The organism is Lysobacter firmicutimachus, assembly GCF_037027445.1.
In the GTDB taxonomy this organism is placed as follows: Bacteria; Pseudomonadota; Gammaproteobacteria; order Xanthomonadales; family Xanthomonadaceae; genus Lysobacter; species Lysobacter firmicutimachus.
The window spans coordinates 1,505,916-1,525,212 of the sequence record NZ_JBANDL010000002.1 but is presented as its reverse complement, the minus strand read 5'-3'; the positions used below and the strand labels follow the sequence as shown (position 1 = coordinate 1,525,212).

The window sequence follows — 19,297 nt, the reverse complement described above, 5'->3', positions numbered from 1 at the left end:
GCTCCAGCATCCGGCTCCCGCTCCAACCAATCCCGAATCCCGAATCCCCGCTCAAAACGGCTTAGCCAACACCAGCCACACGATCGCGATCAGGGCGAATACGGGAATTTCGTTGAACACGCGCAGAGCGCGCGAAGACGGCAGCGGGCGGCCCTGGTCGACGCCCTTGAGCCAGCGGCCGCTGACGATGTAGAAGGCCAGCATGGCCGCGACCACGGTCAGCTTGGCGTGCAGCCAGCCGCCGCTCATGTGGAACACGAACCACAACACGCCGCCGAGGATCGCGGCCAGGCCGAACATGATGTGGCCGAAGCGGTACAGCCGCCGCCCCATCAGCACCAGGCGCGCGCGCACCGCGGGCTCGTCGCCGGCCTCGGCGATGTTGACCAGGATCCGCGGCAGGTAGAACACCCCGCCCATCCAGGCCATCACGAACACGAGATGGAAGGTCTTGGTCAACAGATAGGCGGTCATGGCGAATTCCTGGCGGGCGGACGAGGCTGGCGTGGCGGAGGAGCGGTTGGAAACGAAACGGCGGGTATGAGCTGGCGCGGGCGGACTTGCTTGAACGGGCTTGCTTGCAGGGACTGAGTTAACGGACCGGTTGAGCGAACGGATCGAAAGCCGGTCGCGCCGCGACGGGGCGCGGGGCAACGAATGGGCCGAGGCCGGCACGACTCGGCCCTGAAGGCCGCGACGACCGGCCCGGCGGGCGCTGCGCACGGGCGCGGTGCGCGCTAGGATGCCACGCCCGCCGCAAACGCACGCCCCGCATGAGCAAACAGTACGACGCCGACTATTTCCAGCGCTGGTACCGCGACCCCGCGCTCAAGGACCAGGCGATCGGCGGCGCCGCGCGCCTGGCGCGCAAGGTCGCGCTGGCCGTGACCACCGCCGAATACCATCTCGAGCGGCCGCTGCGCAGCGTGCTCGACATCGGCTGCGGCGAAGGCCCGTGGCGCGCGCCGCTGCTGAAGCTGCGACCGCGCGCGCAGTATCTGGGATTCGACGCCAGCCAGTACGCCACTGCGCGCTTCGGCCGCAGCCGCAACCTGCACCTGGCCAGCTTCGGCGACTTCCAGTACCTGCGTCCCTGCGCGCCGGTCGACCTGCTGATCTGCAGCGACGTCATGCACTACCTGGACACGCGCGAACTCGACCGCGGCCTGCCCGGACTGGCCGAACTGTGCGGCGGCGTCGCGTTCCTGGAGACCTTCACCCGCGAGGACGGCATCGAAGGCGACACCGAGGGTTTCAAGCGCCGCCCCGCCCGCTTCTACCGCGAACGCTTCGCCGCCCACGGCTTCACCGCCCTGGGTTCGCACCTGTGGCTGGGCCCGGCCCTGCGCGGCGGCACCGCGGCGCTGGAAACCGCCGACTGAGCCGCCCCTCGTCTTCGCGGAGGCTAAGCCGCCTCTGTAGGAGCGGCGTAAGCCGCGACAACCGAAGCGGTGCGGATACCACGCCTCGACCCGAAGCCTGGATTCGCAGCGCATCACCGTCGGCTGGCCGGACGACCGAACTTCGGGACGCACGCTGACGTCGATCGCTTCGGCTGTCGCGGCTTACGCCGCTCCTACAGGACCGGCGCGCAGGCACGGTTAGCGTCTCAATGGTCCCTGCAACCCTGACCGCCATTCACGCGACCGACGTCGCAATCCGCTATGCTGCGCCGCAGCAAACCGCCCGCGCCGGAACCGCTACGCTCCGGCGCCAGTTCGTCCGCCACTGAGAGTCCGACCCGATGCTGCTTTATCAAATGCACGAACTCGGCCGCGCCTGGATGGCCCCGATGACCTACTGGGCCGATGCCGGCGCCAAGATGTTCGCCGCGCCCGGCAGCTGGCTGTCGTCGCTGCCCGGCGCCTCGCGCCTGGCCGCCGGCTACGAGCTGCTGTACCGGGTCGGCAAGGACTACGAAAAACCCGAATTCGGCATCCACTCGGTGCAGATCGACGGCAACGCCTATCCGGTGATCGAGCGCGAAATGCAGCGCAAGCCGTTCTGCCGGCTGCTGCGCTTCAAGCGCTACGCCGACGACGCCGGCAACATCGCCGAGCTCAAGGACGATCCGCCGGTGCTGGTGGTCGCGCCGCTGTCGGGACACCACAGCACCCTGCTGCGCGACACGGTCAAGACCCTGCTGCGCGACCACAAGGTCTACATCACCGACTGGGTCGACGCGCGCATGGTGCCGATCGAGGACGGCGCCTTCACCCTGGACGACTACGTCGCCTACATCCAGGACTTCATCCGCCTGATCGGCGCCGAGAGCCTGCACGTCATCAGCGTCTGCCAGCCGACCGTGCCGGTGCTGGCGGCGGTGTCGCTGATGGCCGCGCGCGGCGAAGCCACGCCGCGCTCGCTGGTGATGATGGGCGGGCCGATCGACACCCGCGAAAGCCCGACCAAGGTCAACGACCTGGCCGTGCACAAGCCGCTGTGGTGGTTCGAGGGCAATCTGATCCATCACGTGCCGGCCAATTTCCCCGGCCGCGGCCGCCGCGTGTATCCGGGCTTCCTGCAGCACAGCGGCTTCGTGGCGATGAACCCGGAGCGGCATTTCCAGTCGCACTGGGACTTCTACCAGGACCTGCTCAAGGGCGACCTGGAAGACGCCGATTCGCATCGCCGCTTCTACGACGAGTACAACGCCGTGCTCGACATGCCGGCCGAGTACTACCTCGACACCATCCGGGTGGTGTTCCAGCAGCACCTGCTGCCGCGCGGGCTGTGGGACGTGGCCGGCGAGCGGGTCGACCCGAGCGCGATCAAGAACACCGCCCTGCTGACCGTGGAAGGCGAGCTCGACGACATCTCCGGCCAGGGCCAGACCCGCGCCGCGCACACTCTGTGCACCGGCGTGGCCGAAGCCGACCGCGAGCACCTCACCGTGGCCGGCGCCGGCCACTACGGCATCTTCAGCGGCCGCCGCTGGCGCGATCAGGTGTATCCGCAGGTGCGCGACTTCATCGCCAGATACGCCGCCTGAAAGCAGCGCGCCGAACGCGCGGCAGCCCAACCCAGCCCGGCTCCGGCCGGGCTTTTCGTTGCCGGCGGACCGGCCGCGCCAGGAACGCACCCGACGGTCGCGCAGGCAGGATCGCCGTTGCTGCTATCGCCGTTGCTGCTCGCGATGACGACGATCCGGCCCGCGCTTCTGCGACCCGTATCGGTCCAACGGCACGGGCGAGGCCGTCGCCGCAGCGGTTACAGTCGCGTCCGGCGCGGCGCCGGGATCGCCGCGTCCTGCGTCCCCCCATCCCGATCAGCTAAGGAGAGCTTGATGAAGATCGCCATCGTATCCGCCCCCCTGTCCGCGCTGTTGCTGGCCGCGGGCGCCGCGTCCGCCGCCACTCCCGCCTGTCAGGCCGCCCGCACCCAGGTCGAGGTCAGCCACATCCAGCGCGTCAATGCCTGCACCACCCAGGGGCCGAACAGCCCGCTGTGCCTGCAGAGCCAGCAGGTCGAGAACGTCTACTGGCAGATGATGGATGCGCAGTGTCCGGCGCCGACCGGCATGTGCGCGGTGCAGCGCCAGTTGTACAACATCCGCTCGCAGCAGCGCCAAACCACCTGCCAGCAGGCCGGCTCCTCGTCCGACCCGACTTGCCAGGCGGCGATGCAGCACGAACAAGTGGCGTTCCTGCAGGTCAAGATGAGCTGCTTCGTTCCCTGAGCCGCAGCTCAGCCAAGCGCACGAAAAAGCCGGCCCTGCGGCCGGCTTTTTCGTGCCCGCGAATCGGCGTCGCGCAGCGCCGCCGATCAACCGTACTGCGCTGAGCGCACCAGCAGGTGCTTGGCCAGTTGGCCGTGCAGGTGTCCGACCAGGCGGGCGATGTGCATGGTCAGGAACAGCGCCACCACGCCCGCCAGCACCGTCGCCGGCCACGACCAGGGTTCCCAGGCGGCGAACACGTCGTAACCGTGGACCTGGATCGTGCCGATGCCCATCAGGCGCAGCAGCGGGAAGAAGATCAGCGACAGCGAGATGCTCAACCCGGTCATCGCGACGGTGAAGTAGACCGTGCCCAGCGGCAGCATCAGCAGCATGTACAGCAGGGTGCCCCAGGTCCGCGGGTCGGTGAACATGTCCTTGATCCGCTCCAGCAACGGCCGGCCGCGCTGGCTGTACAGCGGCCGCCGCGGCATGCGTTCGCCGAGCATGGCCTCGACCAGGCGGCCTTCGACCAGGGCCAGCACCCGCACCGAACCCACGAACAGGATCAGCAGCGGCAGGCCGACGATCAGGATCATCAGGCCCATCGACACCGACAGGCCGGTGGTGACCCAGGTGAAATAGAACACGCCGGTGGCCAGCGACAGCAGCATGTAGAACAGCGCGGCGTAGGTGCGCGGTTCGGCGGCGACGCCGAAGAAACGGCCGAGCAGCGACTTGCGCGGCCGCGGCGCCGGCGGCCGCAGCGCGGTCTGCACCTTGACCTCGGTGTCGCGGTAGATCTCGGCGACCTCGTCGGGGGCGCCGTAGCTGCCGGCGACCGAGGCGATCACCTCGGCCTCGCTGCGGCCCGGGTTTTCGGCCATTTCCGAGCGCAGATACTCCTCGGCGTCGTACAGCGCGTCCTGCACCAGCGCCGGGTCGGCGCCGGCCAGCGCCGCACGCAGGCGCTCCAGGTACTCGGGGATGGAGTGCGGCAAGCCGGCGGCGGCGTGTTCGGAGCGCTCGTGCTCGGAGCGCGCGTTCTCGAAGCCGGCTTTCGTGGTGGTGGCGTTCATAGGTCTAGCCCCTGGAGTACGGAATCGACGGAATCGCGGGTGGCGCGCCAGGCGGAGACCCATTCGCGCAGTACCTGCCGCCCGGCGTCGGTAATGCGGTAGTAGCGGCGCGGCGGCCCGGTCACCGAAGGCTCGACATGGCTGTCGAGCAACCCGGCCGTGCCGAGATTGCGCAGCACCGGATACAGCGCACTCTGCTTGCCGCTCAGCACGCCCTCGCCCTCGCGTTCCAGGCGCTTGGCGATCTGGTAGCCGTACATCGGTTCGGCCGCCCCGCCGAGCACCGCGAGCAGGGCCAGCGAGACCGTGCCGGTGCTCAACTCTTTCTGGAACTTGCGCCGTTGGCTTTCGAATTCGTCCACGTCCGCCTCCTTCCGCTATCTTGGAGGTCAGACTAGTACTAAGTTCGGTATAGCGGATGTGCTGATAGTAATAGCCATGGGATAGCGGGCCCGGCCAGGAGCCAGCAGGCCGGCGGCTTCGTTTTCGCGCTCCCCCCATCCGCCGGCTCCCGGCTCCATGCCATGCTCGCCCGACCGCCCCGCCGAGCCCGCCGCCATGGACTTCCCGCGCCCCGACCCCGCCCACCTCGCCCTGCTGCATCGCCTGGCCGGCGACTGGACCGGCCCCGAACGGGCTCAGCCTTCGCCCTGGGGCGCCGGCGGCGAATCGCTCGGGCACGGCCGCTACCGGGTCGGCCTGGACGGCAGCGCGCTGTTGCAGGATTACGAACAGGTCAAGGACGGCCGGGTCGTGTTCCGCGGCCACGGCGTGTTCCTGATCGAGCCCGACAGCCAGGACGTGCTGTGGTGGTGGTTCGACTCGATGGGCTTCCCACCGGCGCCGGCGCGCGGCCGCTGGCAGGGCGACACCCTGTATTTCGAGAAAGTCACCCCGCAAGGCGAGTCGCGCTACCGCTACGAGTTCGATGGCGACCGCTACCGCTTCGTGATCGAGAACCGCTTCCCGGGCCAGGCCGACTTCGCCGAGTTCATCCGCGGCGACTACACTCGCCAGCCTTGAGACCGCCGGCCGCACGCCGGCCTCCCCGCCCGTTTCGCCCCAGTCCGGAGATCGCCCGATGCGTTGGATGCCGCACGCCGCCCTGTTCTGCCTGCTGACCGCCGCCCTGCCCGCCGCCCAGGCGCAGACCGCCGCCGGCAAGGGCCGGACCATGCAGCAAGTGCTCGATTCCAGCCGACCCGGCGACTGGCGCACGCTGGACCCGAAGAACACCCTGTACCTGGAACTGGCGGCCGGCCGGGTGGTGATCGAGTTGGCGCCGCAGTTCGCGCCGGCGCACGTCGCCAACATCCGCGCCCTGGCGTCGAACGGTTACTGGAACGGCCTGAGCATCAACCGCGTCCAGGACAACTACGTCGTGCAATGGGGCGACGGCAACGCCGAAGACGCGGCCAAGCGCAAGCCGCTGGGCCGCGGAATCAAGCCCAAGCTGCCGGCCGAGTTCGCGCGCAAGAGCCAGGGCCTGGCGATGACCGTGCTGCCCGATGCCGATGGCTGGGCGCCGCAAGCGGGCTTCGTCGCCGGCTTCCCGGCCGCGCGCGATTCCGCCACCGGTTCGAGCTGGCTGGCGCATTGTTACGGCACGGTCGGCGCCGGCCGCGACATGGCCGCCGATTCCAGCAACGGCGCCGAACTCTATGTGGTGATCGGCCAGTCGCCGCGCCATCTGGACCGCAACATCACCACCGTCGGCCGGGTCATCCAGGGCATCGAACTGCTGTCGGCGCTGCCGCGCGGCACCGGCCCGCTGGGCTTCTACGCCGACCCAGCCCAGCGCACGCCGATCCGCGCGATCCGCCTCGCCAGCGACGTGCCCAAGGCCGAACGCGCCAATCTGGAAGTGCTGCGCACCGACACGCCGCTGTTCGCCGAACTGGTCGAATCGCGCCGCAACCGCCGCGACGACTGGTACCTGCAGCCGGCCGGCCACATCAATATCTGCAACGTGCCGGTGCCGGTGCGCGAAGCCGCGGCCGCGACGCCGGCCGCGGCCAAGAGCAAGAAGCGCTGACGCACGCCGCGTCCCGGCCGTGGCCCGGACGCGGCGTCAGTCGCGGCGCTGGCGCCGCGACAGCGGCCCGTCCTCGCCCAGGCCCAACGCCTGGTGCTGGAACAGGCACATCCGCACCACATCGTGGTAGCGGCCGTCGCTGAAGAATTCGTCGATCAGCACGCCCTCGCGGCGGAAGCCGGCCTCTTCGTAGATGCGGATCGCATGGGTGTTGTCGACGTCGACCAGCAAGTACAGCTTGTACAGGTTCAACACCCGGAACGCGTAGTTGATCGCCAGCCGGGTCGCGGCGCGGGCGTAGCCGCGCCGCTGCTGTTCGGGCGAAATCATGATCAGGAACTCGGCGCGGCGGTGCAGGTGGTCGATCTCGACCAGCTCGACCAGGCCGACCCGCTCCTGGCCCCCGTCCTGGACGATGAAGCGGCGCTCGGACTGGTCGTGGATGTGCTTGCGGTACAACTCTTCGAGTTCGACGAAGGACTCGTAGGGCTCCTCGAACCAGTAGCCCATCACGCTGCGGTTGTTGTTGAGCACGTGGACGAAGTGCAGGTCGCCGCGTTCCAGCGGACGCAAGGTCACGATCGGCACGGACGCGCCGCCGGCTTCGCCTGAATCGCCGGCGGTGTCGGTTTCGGTGGCAGGGCTCGCATTCATGACGCCACCCTACTCCATCGCCCGCGGCAAGGGTGTGACGCTTCACGAGGCCTTAGCCGGCCCCTGCCTAGCCTCGAAACTCTCCCAAACGCCGAGGCCACGCCATGCCCCTGCTTCGATTGCGTATCACCGGCAACGAGGACGATGCCCGCGCGATCGGCAACCTGTTGTCCAGCCTCGATGGCATCGAACACGTCGAAGAGGTCGCCGACCTGATGCCGCACATGGACGATGCCGATTCCAGTTCCGCCGGCCTGCCCGACGACGCCGGGCCCGGCATCCACGAGATCGAGATCGACGCGCCCAGCGCCCATGCCGCGGCGCGCGTACGCGAGGCGGTGGAGGCGCTGGCCTTCGACCTCGACGTGCTGGTCGAATTCGAACACGACGAGGCGCGCTGATCCGCTGCGCAGCAGCGGATCGGCTGTTACGAGGGATGCCTGCTGCGCAGCAGCGGATCGGCTGTTACGAAGGATGCCTGCTGCGCAGCAGCGGATCGGCTGTTACGAGGAATGCCTGTTGCGCAGCAGCGGATCGGCTGTTACGAGGAATGCCTGCTGCGCAGCAGCGGATCGGCTGTTACGAGGGATGCCTGTTGCGCAGCAGCGGATCGGGTCCATGCGAGGCGAACATTCGCGCCGGACGGCGCGCGTGATGCGGCTCGTCTCGCCTACCCGCCGTGCGGCGACGAACGATGCGGCTCCAGACCCGTCGCTGCCTCGCAACGACGGGCCGGCACGCACGCCGCGGCGCGCCGTCAGCCGCCGCGGGCCTGTCGGCGCTTGCGCAGATAGCGGCGCAACAGCCACAACAGCGGCAGCAGCGCCAGGGTCAGCGGCAGCAACACCGCAACGGCGCGGATCAGAAACGCGACCACCGCCGCCACGATGCCGCCGAAATCGCGGAACGCTTCGCCGATTTCGCTGCGGCTGGCCTGGCTTCGGGTGGTTTCGAAATCGAAGGTGACCAGCTGGGTCGAGATCCGCCGCTGCTGCTGCGCCGCTTCCTGCTGCGCCGCCTGCAACTGCGCCTCGAGCTCGGCGATGCGGCTGGACAGGGTCAACACGTCGGCGATCTTGAGGTCCTGGCGCTGCTGGAATTCCAACAGCCGCGCATGCTCCTTCTGCAACCGATCGCGCAGCATGGCGTTGTCGCGCACCGCCGTGGCCAGGTCGTCGGCCTGGATACTGCGGTCGCCGATTTCCTCGCCCTTGCCGGCCAGCGCCACCAGCGGTTCGACCCCGGCCGGCACGACCCGCACCTGCAGCATCGCGCTGGGGAAATCGCCGCCGCTCTGGCTCATCTCCAACACGGCGCAGGCGCCGAACTTGCCCGCGTTGCACGCGGCCTGCACCGCCTGCGCCTGGGTCGCGATGCGCTCGCCGGGCAGGCGCACCTGCACCCGATGTTCGTAGGCCAGCAGCACGCCGAGGTCGGCCTTGTCGGCGCTGCCGCCTTCCGGCGGCGGCGCCGCCGGCGCGGCGACCGATGCGGCGGCGCCGTCGGCGGCCGCCTCGCTGTTGTGCTTGGCGCAGCCCGCCGCGCCCGCCAAGGTCCCTGCCACCAGCGCGGCGGCCAACAGCCGCTTCGCGAATCCATACGCCATATCCGTTCTCCTTGCCTTTGTCCGTGATCCGTTCGGCCCCGGCACTATGCCATCGCCGCCGGCGGACGCGGGCTCGCCCGTCGCCGCCGTTGTCGTGGATACATCAACGCAGGCCGAAGCGGAACGGGGTTGGGACGCTGCGCTGGATCTTCCCGCGGCCGTGCCCGCGCAGTCGGGACTCCAGAGACTTGATGGCGATGCCTGGACGAAACACCGCAGCTCGGCTGCGCGGGCACGACGAGCCGCGACGGGACGCAGGGGGTTAAGCGGCTTTCCCCCTGCATCCCGGTGTCCGCGGCTCGCCGCGCAGGCTTCAGAACTTGTGCTTGAACCCCACCGTCACGAACCGTCCCAGCGCGTCGTACTGGCTGATGTCGTACGGCAGCGCGCCGCCGGCCGGGTCGAACGGCGGGTCCTTGTCGGCCAGGTTCTGCACCGACAGATACACCGTGGTGTCGCGCAGGCCCTCGTAGCCCAGGTACAGGTCGAACTGGTGGTGGTCGTCGACCTCGCCGTCCAGGCCGGGGTTGCTGCGCGCGTCCACCACCTGCTGGCGATAGCCGCCGATGTAGCGCCACGACAGCTGCGCGGTCCAGTCGCCGCGGCCGTAGTTCAGCGAGGTGATGCCGCGCCACTTGGGCAACGCGCCGAAACGGTTGCCGCCGGCGCCTTCCAGCGCCCCCTGCCCGGCCACCTGCGGCTGCTCGTAGCTGAGCAGGCGGGTCCACGCGCCGTCCAGAGTCCAGGCCGCATCGCCGGCGCGCCAGACCTTGCGGCCTTCGATGTCGAAACCGGTGGTGGTCAGGGTGCCCTGGTTGGCGTAGCGGTTCTCGACCAGTTGCAGACGGCCCTGGGCGTCGCGGGTGATCCGGCCGGGGTTGAGCTGCGGATTGGAGACCACGTACTGCACGCTGTCCGGCGCGATCAGATCGTCCTGGCGGATCCGGTACAGGTCCACGCCGAGGCTGGTATCGGCATCCGGCGACCACAGCAGGCCCAGATTGATGTTGCTGGAACGCTCGGCCTTCAGGTCCGGATTGCCGGCGCGCAGGATGGTCACCCCGCGCGAGGCGCCGGGCTGCACCGGATCGAAGGAATCGATCACGCTGCCGTAGCTGATCGTGGTGCTCTGGGCGATTTCCGGCAGCGACGGCGCGCGGAACCCGCGCGAGGCGTTGAAGCGCACCAGGACATCGTCGCCGACCTGCCAACGCAGGCCGAGCTTGGGCGAGAACGCGCTGCCGAAGTCGCTGTAGTGGTCGCCGCGGCCGGCCAACTGCACCTCCAACGACTGCCAAGGCTTGAGGCTGAGTTCGAAGAACGCCGCCGAGACCCGACGGTCGCCGTCGATCAGGTTGATCGCCGGGCGCAGTTCGGTGCCCGACAACACCTGCGGGCTGGTGCGCGCGTCCTGGGCCTCGTTGCGGAACTCCACGCCGGCGGCGACGCCGACGTCGCCGGCGCGCCACTGCAACGGGAAGCCGGAGATCTTGCCGTTGAGCGTGCTCAGACGGTACGTGCCCGGACGCCGGGTCGACAGGCGCAGCGCCTCCAGCGCGCCCGGAGTGCGCGCGGGGTCGAGGAAGTCGTAGCTGCCGTCGCGCAAAACCCGCTCGAACGCATAGCGGTTGAGGAAGTTGCGCACGTACTCGTGCTGGCGGCTTTCCGAATGGCTGGCGGCGACGTCCCAGTCCCAGGTCTCGCCCTTGCCGCGCAGGCCGACCAGCACCCGCGAGAACTCGGACTTGTTGATCTTGTAGCGCGCGCCGAGGTCCAGGAAGGAATACTCGAACGGCGTCGGCGTCGCATACGGATTGTTCGGATGGCCGACCGGCAACACCGCCGGGATGTCGACCAGGCGGCCGGTGCTGCGGTCGTAGGCGCGCAGGCCGGCGCCCACCGTCATCGGCGCGCTGAAGTAGGTACCGTTGTGGCTGGTGCTGTACAGCGCCTCGGCGAAGCCTTGCAGCGAATCGTTGAACCACACGTCGCCGGCGAGCAGCGCCTGGTAGCGCTCCACATCCGGCACCAGGGTGCGGAACGGCTGGGTATTGAAGGCGCAGGCGTTGCCCGGCAGCGGGCTGCCGAAGTCGCTGTACGGCCGCGACTGGGTACCGGACTGGCACGGGAACGCGACCGGCGCGCGCGGGTTGCGCAGGTACGCACCGCCCTGGGTCGACCAGCCGGCCAGGCGTCCGCCGGGTTGATCGCGGTAGTCGCCGTCGCGGGTCAGGTCGCGTTCGTCGGCATCGAGCCGGCCGCGCTGGAACACGTCGAGGCTGAAACGCAGGCTGTAGCGGTCGGTCGCCGGATCGCCATGGCCGGCGCGCAGGCCGATGCGGTGCTGATCGATACCGCCTTCGGTGGCCGCGCCGTAAGCCGCGTCGACTTCGATGCCTTCGGTCTTGCGGCGCAGGATCAGATTGACCACGCCGGCGATGGCATCGGAGCCATACAGCGCCGAGGCGCCGTCCTTGAGGATTTCCACCCGCTCGATCGCGCCCAACGGCAACGCGTTGAGGTCGACAAAATTGTCCTGGGTGTTCTGGGCGAAACCGTAGGACGCGACGCGATAGCCGTTGACCAGCACCAGGGTGTTCTTCTGGCTCAGGCCGCGCAGCGACACGCCGGCCGAACCGTTGGCGAAGCTGCCGGTGTACTGCTCGTTGAAGCTGTTGCCGCTGTTGACGGTCAGGCTGCGCAGCAGGTCGGAGACGGTGACCTTGCCGCTCTTCTCGATCTGCGCGCGGTCTAGCACCAGCACCGGATTGACCCCGGCCTCGTCGCTGCGCTTGAGGTTGGACCCGGTGACCTGGACCGCGTCCAGGGTCACGCCGGGTTCGGCATCCGGTTGCGGCGCGGCCTCCGCGGCCAGGGCCAGCGGCGCGGCCAGCGCCAGGGACAGCGCGAGGGCGAGTCGTCGGTAACGCACGCCGGCGCGGGAAGCATCGAAAACGAAAGACATGGGCGGATTCCTGAGTCGAAGGGAAGAGGCAAAACGAAGGCGAACAAAGGCCCGACCGGAACGGCGTGCAGCCGTCCGCGCTGCGCGGTGCGCAGCGGGGTCACGTTGGGGAGGGGGACGACGCGATGCGGAGCGACCGCAAGACCGCGCACCGTTCCGGAGCGGGCGAAATCGGCGGCAGGTTCAGCCCGTCAGGGCATCACCCGCCGACTACAGATCTGACCCAGACACGCCCGACCAAAACGCGCTTGACCAAGGCACGCAGGAGGGATGCGCAGATGCCGCGTGCGGGGCGCAAACCAGGCGGCGGATGCTGACGGCGAAGGCGGAAGACGAAACTCGGCGGACATGAGGCGAACGAACCAGGACGACGACCGGTGGCGCGAACACCGCTGCGCGCAGCAGCCGGGTCGCTGACGAAGGAAGGGACGGGCCGCGTATCAACAGCGACACATCGAGCGACGACACGCGCGCATTCGACGCGGTGCGGCGTTCGGTCGGCGGGTCGGGGCGGCTGCGTTCACGGGAGCGGTCTGCGTGGGATTCGAATGTCGCCGCGGCGGCGACGAGAGATATGTTGCATCGCGATAAAGCGACGTCAAACCGCACCACGCCGGAATGGGCGATTTTTTCGCCACGTCGGGCCGCCGCCGGCCGCTCGCAGCCAGCACCCTGGCCGGCGACGCCGCGCGGGCCGTGCCGCTGCGGAGCGCGGAAAGCCCCGCCGTTGCGGGCTTTCGGCGGGCGGGACGGCACGTGAACCATGGCCGCGAGCACCGCATGTAGACATTACCGATGCTCATGACGCCGCCGCCGGCAACGACGCCGAAACCCGACTCCGGGCACGGTAAGTGCGCCGGGAGCGTCGTTCCGCCGCATGCCGACCCGGGCGACCGGCCGTGCCGGAGGCGGCCGCCGCCGGTGCCGACGACGCCGTCCGCGCATGCCTCGCGCGCCCCATCGCCATGGAGAGGCGGCCAGGCCAGCGCCGCGGGAGGCCGCGCCCCCACGAATGACCCATGCGAGGGCCGGCGGCTTGGCCTATCCTCCGCGCATCGCGGCGACCGCCGCCTGCCACGACCCGATATGGACATGCGTCTGCGCCCCTCCCCCACCCCGTTCGCCTCCGCTCCGCGTCCGCTCGCGTTCGGCCTGCTCGCACCGGCCCTGCTCGCCCTGGCCCTGTCCGGCTGCGGTCCGCGCGACACTGCCGAGCCCGCGGCCGGCACCGCCCCGGCGGCCGCGATCGCCAAGGCCGGCGCTTCCGACCCGGCCGCCGACACCGCCTTCGCCGCGCTGTCCAAGCGCTGGCTGGACGAGGTCATGCGGCTCAACCCGGTCAGCGCCACCCAGATCGGCGACCACCGATTCGACAGCGAGGTCGACGATCTCAGCGCCGCCGGCCGCCAGCGCCAGCTCGACTTCAACCGCAAGCTGCTGGCCGAGCTGGACGCCATCGACGCCGCCAAGCTGTCGCGCGAGAACCAGGTCGACGCGGCGATCCTGCGCAACCGTCTGGAATCGGAAGTGTGGTCGCTGCAGACCCTGCAGAGCTGGGCCTGGGACCCGATGATCTACAACGGCCTGGCCGGCGATGCGATCTACAACCTGATGGCGCGCGAGTTCGCGCCGATGCCGCAGCGGTTGAAGTCGGCGACCGCGCGCATGGAGAAGATCCCGCAGATCTTCGCCCAGGCCCGCGCCAACCTCGACCCGGCGCGGGTGCCGAAGATCCACGCCGAGACCGTGTCCAAGCAGAACGCGGGCGTGCTCAGCCTGATCGACACCTTCATCGCACCCAACGCCGGCCAGCTCAAGGGCGCCGAGCGCAAACGCCTGGACGCGGCGGTCGCCGGGCTGCGCAAGGCGGTGGCCGAACAGCAGGACTGGCTCGACAAGACCCTGGTGCCGAACGCCAAGGGCAATTTCCGCATCGGCCAGACCCTGTACGACGAAAAGCTGAAGTTCTCGCTCAACGCCTCGCTGTCGCGCGCCGAGATCAAGCAGCGCGCCCAGGCCGAACTGGCGCGGGTGCGCGAGGAGATGTACGCCATCGCCCAGCGCGAGCTCAAGGACAAGCCCGGCGCGCCCGCGCTGCCGGACAAGCCGACGCCCGAGCAGCAGCAGAAGGCGATCGAGGCGGCGCTGGAACTGGCCTACGCCGACAAGCCGGCGCGCGACAAGGTGGTCGACTTCGCCAAGCAGACCACCGCCGACGCCACCGCCTTCACCCGCGCCAAGAACCTGGTCACCGTGCCGGACGCGCCGGTCAAGATCATCCTGATGCCGGAGTTCCAGCGCGGCGTGGCGCTGGCGTACTGCGACTCGCCGGGCCCGCTCGACAAGGGCCTGGACACCTATTACGCGATCTCGCCGATTCCCGACGACTGGAACGCGCAGCAGGTCGACTCGTTCCTGCGCGAGTACAACTCGCGCATGGTCCACCTGCTGTCGATCCACGAAGCGATGCCGGGCCACTACCTGGAAGGCGCGCATTCGGCCAAGGCGCCCTCGACCCTGCGCGCGGTGCTGCGTTCGGGCGTGTTCGCCGAAGGCTGGGCGGTCTACACCGAGGACATGATGGCCGACGCCGGCTACCTGGACGGCGACCCGCTGTTCCGCCTGGTCCAGCTCAAGTTCTACCTGCGCAGCATCGGCAACGCCATCCTCGACCAGGGCGTGCAAGTCGAGGACTGGAGCCGCGAGCAGGCGATGGAATTCATGACCCGGCAAACCTTCCAGCAGGAACGCGAGGCGGCCGGCAAATGGGTGCGCGCGCAGCTGACCTCGGCCCAGCTGCCGACCTACTTCGTCGGCGCGCAGGAGCACTTCGACATGCGCAAGGCGGTGCAGGCCAAGCTCGGCGACAAGTTCGAGCAGAAGGCCTATCACGACCAGGTGCTGTCCTACGGCGCGCCGCCGGTGCGCTTCGTGCGCCAGCTGATGCTGGACGAACCGATCCGCTGAACCGGCGCCGTTCCATCCGCCGCCGCGCTTTGTGCCGGCGGCGATGGTTCCGGCGCGCCGCTTGCGCTAGCCTCCTAGCCGCCCCGCCGGGCGGCGCCGACGCACGGTCCGCGCCGCCGCCGCGGGCATGCTACCGTCGTGCCGAGAGGAAGGCCGCCCCGCGGCCGCTGCCATGATCGCGAACCCGAACCCGCCCGCCGCCGACATCGCCGCCGAACCCGGCGCGGTACGGCGACAGGTACGCCGCCGGCGCGGCGATCGCTGCGAAGACGGCCTCGACGCAATCGCCGCCGAAGTGCCGGTGAGCCTGATCTACAACGACACGCCGTTCGCGGTGATGATGGCCACCCCGGCCGACCTGGAAGATTTCGCCCGCGGCTTCTCGCTCAGCGAAGCCATCGTCGCCGATCCCGCCGAGCTGCGTATCGAGGCCGTCGCCCACGGCCTGGACGGCGCGCAACTGCGCCTGCGCATTCCCGAGCCGCGCGCGCAGGCCCTGGCTCACCGCCGGCGCAGCCTGGAAGGACGCAGCGGCTGCGGCGTGTGCGGCAGCGAAAGCGTGGACGCGTTGTTGCGCGTGCCGCCGCAGGTCGGCGCCGGCGCGGCGATCGCCGGCGCCGCCCTCGCCCGCGCCTTGCGCGAGCTGCGCGCGCAACAGCCACTCAATGCGCTGACCGGCGCCACCCATGCCGCGGCCTGGGCCGGACGCGACGGCCGCATCGCGCTGGTGCGCGAGGACGTCGGCCGGCACAACGCGCTGGACAAGCTGATCGGCGCCCTCGCCGCGGCCGGCGTCGATCCGTCGCAAGGCTTCGCCGTGGTCACCAGCCGCGCCAGCTACGAGATGGCGATGAAGGCCGCGCAAGCCGGCATTCCGCTGCTGGCGGCGATGTCGGCGCCGACCGCGCTGGCGATCGCCCTGGCCGACAGCGCGCGGCTGACCCTGATCGGCTTCGCCCGCGACGACGGCTATGCCGTCTACACCCATCCCCGGCGCCTGCTCGACGACGCGCGCGCCGATGCCGACGCCACCGGAACGCCGCCATGAGCAAGAAAACCATCCGTCCCTACGACGGCCCCGCCGGCGGCTGGGGCGCGCTGCGCAGCGTCGCCCGGCATCTGCTCGAACAGCAGGTGCCCGTGCACGGCGCCCGCACTCTGCTCGCCGCCAACCAGCCCGACGGCTTCGACTGCCCCGGCTGCGCCTGGCCCGACCGCGACCACACCTCGACCTTCGAGTTCTGCGAGAACGGCGCCAAGGCGGTGGCTGCCGAAGCGACCCGGCACCGCGCCACGCCGGACCTGTTCGCCCGTCACACCGTGGCCGAGCTGGCGCAGTACAGCGATCACTGGCTGGAGAATCAGGGCCGGCTGACCCATCCGATGCGCTGGGACTCGGCCAGCGACAAGTATCTGCCGATCGGCTGGGACGAAGCCTTCGCCCGCATCGGCGCGCAGCTTGCGGCGCTGGATTCGCCCGACCGCGCGCTGTTCTACACCTCCGGCCGCTGCAGCAACGAGGCCGCGTTCCTGTACCAGTTGTTCGTGCGCGAATTCGGCACCAACAATTTTCCCGATTGTTCGAACATGTGCCACGAGCCGTCGGGCACGGCGATGAAGGCCCAGCTCGGCGTCGGCAAGGGCACGGTGCAACTGCGCGACTTCGAACTCGCCGATGCGATCTTCATCTTCGGCCAGAACCCGGGCACCAACCATCCGCGCATGCTCGGCGAGCTGCGCCGCGCGGCCCAGCGCGGTGCGGCGATCGTGTCCTTCAACCCGCTGCGCGAACGCGGCCTGGAACGTTTCGCCGATCCGCAGGACAAACGGGAGATGCTGCACAACGGCTCGACCCGGATCTCTTCGGACTATTTCCAGCTGCGCATCGGCGGCGACCTGGCCGCGGCCAAGGGCATCGCCAAGCGCGTGCTGGAACTCGATGCCCAGGCGCAGCGCGACGGCGGCGAGCGCAGGATCGATCCGGACTTCATCGCCGAACACACCCAGGGCTTCGAGGCCTTCGCCGCCGACGTCGCCGCCGAGTCCTGGGAAACGATCTGCGCCGAATCCGGACTGAGTCGGGCCGAACTGGAACGCGCCGGCGATATCTACGCCGGCGCCGGCAGCGCGATCTTCTGCTGGGGCATGGGCATCACCCAGCACAAGCATTCGGTCGCGACCATCCAGATGCTGTGCAATCTGCTGCTGATGCGCGGCAACCTCGGCCGTCCCGGCGCCGGCGCCTGTCCGGTGCGCGGGCACAGCAACGTGCAGGGCGACCGCACCATGGGCATCTACGAAAAGCCCTCGTCCGCGTTCTTGGACCGCTTGCAGCAGGTGTTCGGCTTCGAGCCGCCGCGGGCGCCCGGCCATGACACCGTCGGTGCCATCCAGGCCATGCTCGACGGCCGCTGCACGGCCTTCTTCGGCCTCGGCGGCAACTTCGCCACCGCCACGCCCGACACCGAAGCGACCCATCGGGCACTGCGCCGCTGCGAGCTGACCGTGCACGTGACCACCAAGCTCAACCGCAGCCACCTGGTGCACGGGCGCGACGCGTACATCCTGCCCTGCCTGGGCCGCACCGAGATCGACCTGCAGGACAACGGCCCGCAGGCGGTCACGGTCGAAGATTCGATGAGCATGGTCCACCTGTCCGCCGGCATCAACGCGCCGGCCGATCCGATGCTGTTGTCGGAGCCAGCGATCGTCGCGCGCCTGGCCGAAGCCACCCTGGGCGCGCGCAGCAAACTGCCGTGGCGCTGGCTGGTCGGCGACTACGACCGCATCCGCGACCTGATCGCGCAGGTGTTCGACGAGTTCGGCGACTTCAACCGGCGGGTGCGCGTGCCGGGCGGGTTCCACCTGCCCAACGCCGCCGCCGAACGGCGCTGGCTCAATCCCGAGGCCAAGGCCTTGTTCAAGGCGCATGCGGTGCCGACCGATCTGCCGGTGCACCGCGCCCGGGCGGCGCAGGCGCAACCGGTATTCAACCTGGCCACGACCCGTTCGCACGACCAGTACAACACCACCATCTACGGTTTGAACGACCGCTACCGCGGCGTGTTCGGCGAACGGCGGGTGGTGTTCATCCACCGCGACGACATCGCCATGCTCGGTCTGCAGGCCGGCGATTGGGTCGATCTGGAAAGCCTGGGCGAGGACGGCGTACAACGCATCGCCCGACGTTTCCTGTTGGTCGAGTACGACATTCCGCGCGGCTGTCTGGCCGCCTATTACCCGGAGACCAATGCCCTGGTGCCGTTGTCGAGCTTCGCCGACGAAGCGCGTACGCCGACATCGAAATCGATCCCGGTCGTCGTCCATCCGCACCGGCGGGCGACGGACGCGGGGCTGCAATCGGCACGGGATATCGGCCATGTCCGGGTGGACTGAAGGCAGCCCCACGCAGCGCCTGCTCGCCGCGCTCGCGGCCGAGCCCGGCGGAGTCTCGCTGCCGCGCCTGTGCAAGCGCCTGGGCCTGCGCATGAGCGTGCTGCTGCGCGAACTGGCCTGGATCGGCGAGGACCCCATCGGCGAACACCCGGGCCTGGGTTGGGTACGCATCGAAGTGCGCAGCGACGCGCGCGGCGAAACCCGCGTCGCCGTGCTGACCGAGCTCGGCCGCGCCCGTCTGGCGGACGGGTAGCCGCCGACGCCGCCCTTGGAGCGGCGCAAGCCGCGACTGCCGCGCCTGCCTGTAGGAGCGGCGCAAGCCGCGACCACCGCAGCGACGGACGCGAGCGCGACCGGCCGAAGCCGCGGGACTGGACATCGCGAATCGAACCGCGGCCGGACGAACCGTGTTTTCTACAGCGCCGTGGTATGACGTCGCTTGGCCGGTCGCGGCTTACGCCGCTCCTACGGGAGGGAATCGCGCCGCTCCCCTCAGAACTCGCGGCCGTTGATCGGCACGATCTTGATCCGGCTCAGGTCGATCCCGTCGAGGCAGCGCACGTTGATCGCCGTCATCGGCGAACCGTCGGGCATCTTGCCTTCGCTGAACGGCGAAATGCCGCAGCTCGCGCAGAAGTGGTGGTCGATCGCGTTCTTGTTGAAGCGATAAGTGCCCAGGTCGGCCGGGTCGGTGGACAGCTCGAACGCCGCGCGCGGCACGAACCAGAGCAGGCCGCCGCGCTTGAGGCACATCGAACAATTGCAGTCCATCGCCTGCTCGATCTCGCCTTCGACCGTGTAGGCGATCTTGCCGCAATGGCAGCCGCCGGTGTACGTCGTCATCTGCGCTCTCTCCCGAGCCATCGAAGACGCGAGAATAACGCCGCCGCGCTATGCTCGTCGCCTGATGTTCGTCATCCGCGGGGCCGCCCGCGCC

General features: G+C 69.6%; 17 protein-coding genes. 10 read left to right on the top strand and 7 right to left on the bottom strand.

Features of this window, described 5'->3' with window-relative positions; genetic code table 11:
* Positions 1-51: 51 nt before the first annotated feature.
* Positions 52-474, bottom strand: coding sequence for a CopD family protein (locus V2J18_RS06565; RefSeq protein ID WP_064748649.1), 423 nt, complete (start codon positions 472-474; stop codon positions 52-54).
* 299 nt (positions 475-773) lie between these two features.
* Here V2J18_RS06565 and V2J18_RS06560 point away from each other — a divergent pair, with 299 nt between their 5' ends.
* From V2J18_RS06560 to V2J18_RS06550, 3 genes are all read left to right on the top strand, one after another.
* On the top strand, positions 774-1,382 hold the full coding sequence (locus V2J18_RS06560) for a class I SAM-dependent DNA methyltransferase (protein ID WP_336131354.1): 609 nt from the start codon (positions 774-776) through the stop codon (positions 1,380-1,382).
* A 365-nt stretch (positions 1,383-1,747) separates the two neighbouring features.
* A complete protein-coding gene (locus V2J18_RS06555) occupies positions 1,748-2,992 on the top strand; it encodes a polyhydroxyalkanoate depolymerase (protein ID WP_064748666.1) in 1,245 nt (414 codons plus the stop codon).
* 294 nt (positions 2,993-3,286) lie between these two features.
* Positions 3,287-3,679: a hypothetical protein gene (locus tag V2J18_RS06550; RefSeq protein ID WP_336131353.1), complete on the top strand. Its 393-nt coding sequence runs from the start codon at positions 3,287-3,289 to the stop codon at positions 3,677-3,679.
* A gap of 86 nt (positions 3,680-3,765) precedes the next feature.
* Here V2J18_RS06550 and V2J18_RS06545 read toward each other — a convergent pair whose 3' ends face one another.
* Both V2J18_RS06545 and V2J18_RS06540 read right to left on the bottom strand, forming a co-directional pair.
* The gene (locus V2J18_RS06545; RefSeq protein WP_261370141.1) at positions 3,766-4,737 is read right to left on the bottom strand and encodes a sensor domain-containing protein; all 972 of its coding nucleotides are present in this window, start codon (positions 4,735-4,737) and stop codon (positions 3,766-3,768) included.
* Positions 4,734-5,099 carry a PadR family transcriptional regulator gene (locus V2J18_RS06540; RefSeq protein ID WP_064748652.1) on the bottom strand — a complete coding sequence of 122 codons (366 nt, stop codon included), beginning with the start codon at positions 5,097-5,099 and terminating at the stop codon, positions 4,734-4,736. Before V2J18_RS06540 ends, V2J18_RS06545 begins: the two co-directional genes overlap by 4 nt.
* Before the next feature lie 196 nt (positions 5,100-5,295).
* Here V2J18_RS06540 and V2J18_RS06535 point away from each other — a divergent pair, with 196 nt between their 5' ends.
* Positions 5,296-5,760, top strand: coding sequence for a DUF1579 family protein (locus V2J18_RS06535; protein ID WP_336131352.1), 465 nt, complete (start codon positions 5,296-5,298; stop codon positions 5,758-5,760).
* A 58-nt stretch (positions 5,761-5,818) separates the two neighbouring features.
* On the top strand, positions 5,819-6,772 hold the full coding sequence (locus tag V2J18_RS06530) for a peptidylprolyl isomerase (protein WP_425605959.1): 954 nt from the start codon (positions 5,819-5,821) through the stop codon (positions 6,770-6,772).
* 36 nt (positions 6,773-6,808) lie between these two features.
* Here the strand turns inward: V2J18_RS06530 and speG are convergent, their stop codons facing one another.
* Complete coding sequence (gene speG, locus V2J18_RS06525) at positions 6,809-7,426, bottom strand: spermidine N1-acetyltransferase (RefSeq protein WP_336131351.1); 618 nt, start codon at positions 7,424-7,426, stop codon at positions 6,809-6,811.
* Between the two features lie 104 nt (positions 7,427-7,530).
* Between speG and V2J18_RS06520 the strand changes: the two genes are divergently transcribed.
* Positions 7,531-7,827: a hypothetical protein gene (locus V2J18_RS06520; protein WP_336131350.1), complete on the top strand. Its 297-nt coding sequence runs from the start codon at positions 7,531-7,533 to the stop codon at positions 7,825-7,827.
* A 356-nt stretch (positions 7,828-8,183) separates the two neighbouring features.
* On the opposite strand, the gene V2J18_RS06515 is transcribed toward V2J18_RS06520, so the two are convergent.
* Together V2J18_RS06515 and V2J18_RS06510 are read right to left on the bottom strand one after the other, a co-directional pair.
* Positions 8,184-9,032 (bottom strand): DUF4349 domain-containing protein, encoded by an 849-nt coding sequence (locus V2J18_RS06515; RefSeq protein WP_336131349.1) that lies wholly within the window; start codon positions 9,030-9,032, stop codon positions 8,184-8,186.
* 313 nt (positions 9,033-9,345) lie between these two features.
* Entirely contained in the window at positions 9,346-11,997 is a 2,652-nt protein-coding gene (locus V2J18_RS06510; RefSeq protein WP_336131348.1) for a TonB-dependent receptor, read from the bottom strand.
* Between the two features lie 1,092 nt (positions 11,998-13,089).
* On the opposite strand from V2J18_RS06510, the gene V2J18_RS06505 reads away from it, so the two are divergent.
* From V2J18_RS06505 to V2J18_RS06490, 4 genes are all read left to right on the top strand, one after another.
* A complete protein-coding gene (locus V2J18_RS06505; protein WP_064748670.1) occupies positions 13,090-14,964 on the top strand; it encodes a DUF885 domain-containing protein in 1,875 nt (624 codons plus the stop codon).
* A gap of 172 nt (positions 14,965-15,136) precedes the next feature.
* On the top strand, positions 15,137-16,012 hold the full coding sequence (gene fdhD, locus V2J18_RS06500; RefSeq protein ID WP_336131347.1) for a formate dehydrogenase accessory sulfurtransferase FdhD: 876 nt from the start codon (positions 15,137-15,139) through the stop codon (positions 16,010-16,012).
* Positions 16,009-18,360, top strand: coding sequence for an FdhF/YdeP family oxidoreductase (locus tag V2J18_RS06495; RefSeq protein WP_336131346.1), 2,352 nt, complete (start codon positions 16,009-16,011; stop codon positions 18,358-18,360). The genes fdhD and V2J18_RS06495 overlap by 4 nt, the downstream gene beginning before the upstream one ends.
* The gene (locus V2J18_RS06490) at positions 18,344-18,613 is read left to right on the top strand and encodes a hypothetical protein (RefSeq protein WP_064748659.1); all 270 of its coding nucleotides are present in this window, start codon (positions 18,344-18,346) and stop codon (positions 18,611-18,613) included. Before V2J18_RS06495 ends, V2J18_RS06490 begins: the two co-directional genes overlap by 17 nt.
* 239 nt (positions 18,614-18,852) lie before the next feature.
* On the opposite strand, the gene V2J18_RS06485 is transcribed toward V2J18_RS06490, so the two are convergent.
* The gene (locus tag V2J18_RS06485; RefSeq protein WP_336131345.1) at positions 18,853-19,203 is read right to left on the bottom strand and encodes a GFA family protein; all 351 of its coding nucleotides are present in this window, start codon (positions 19,201-19,203) and stop codon (positions 18,853-18,855) included.
* Positions 19,204-19,297: the final 94 nt, after the last annotated feature.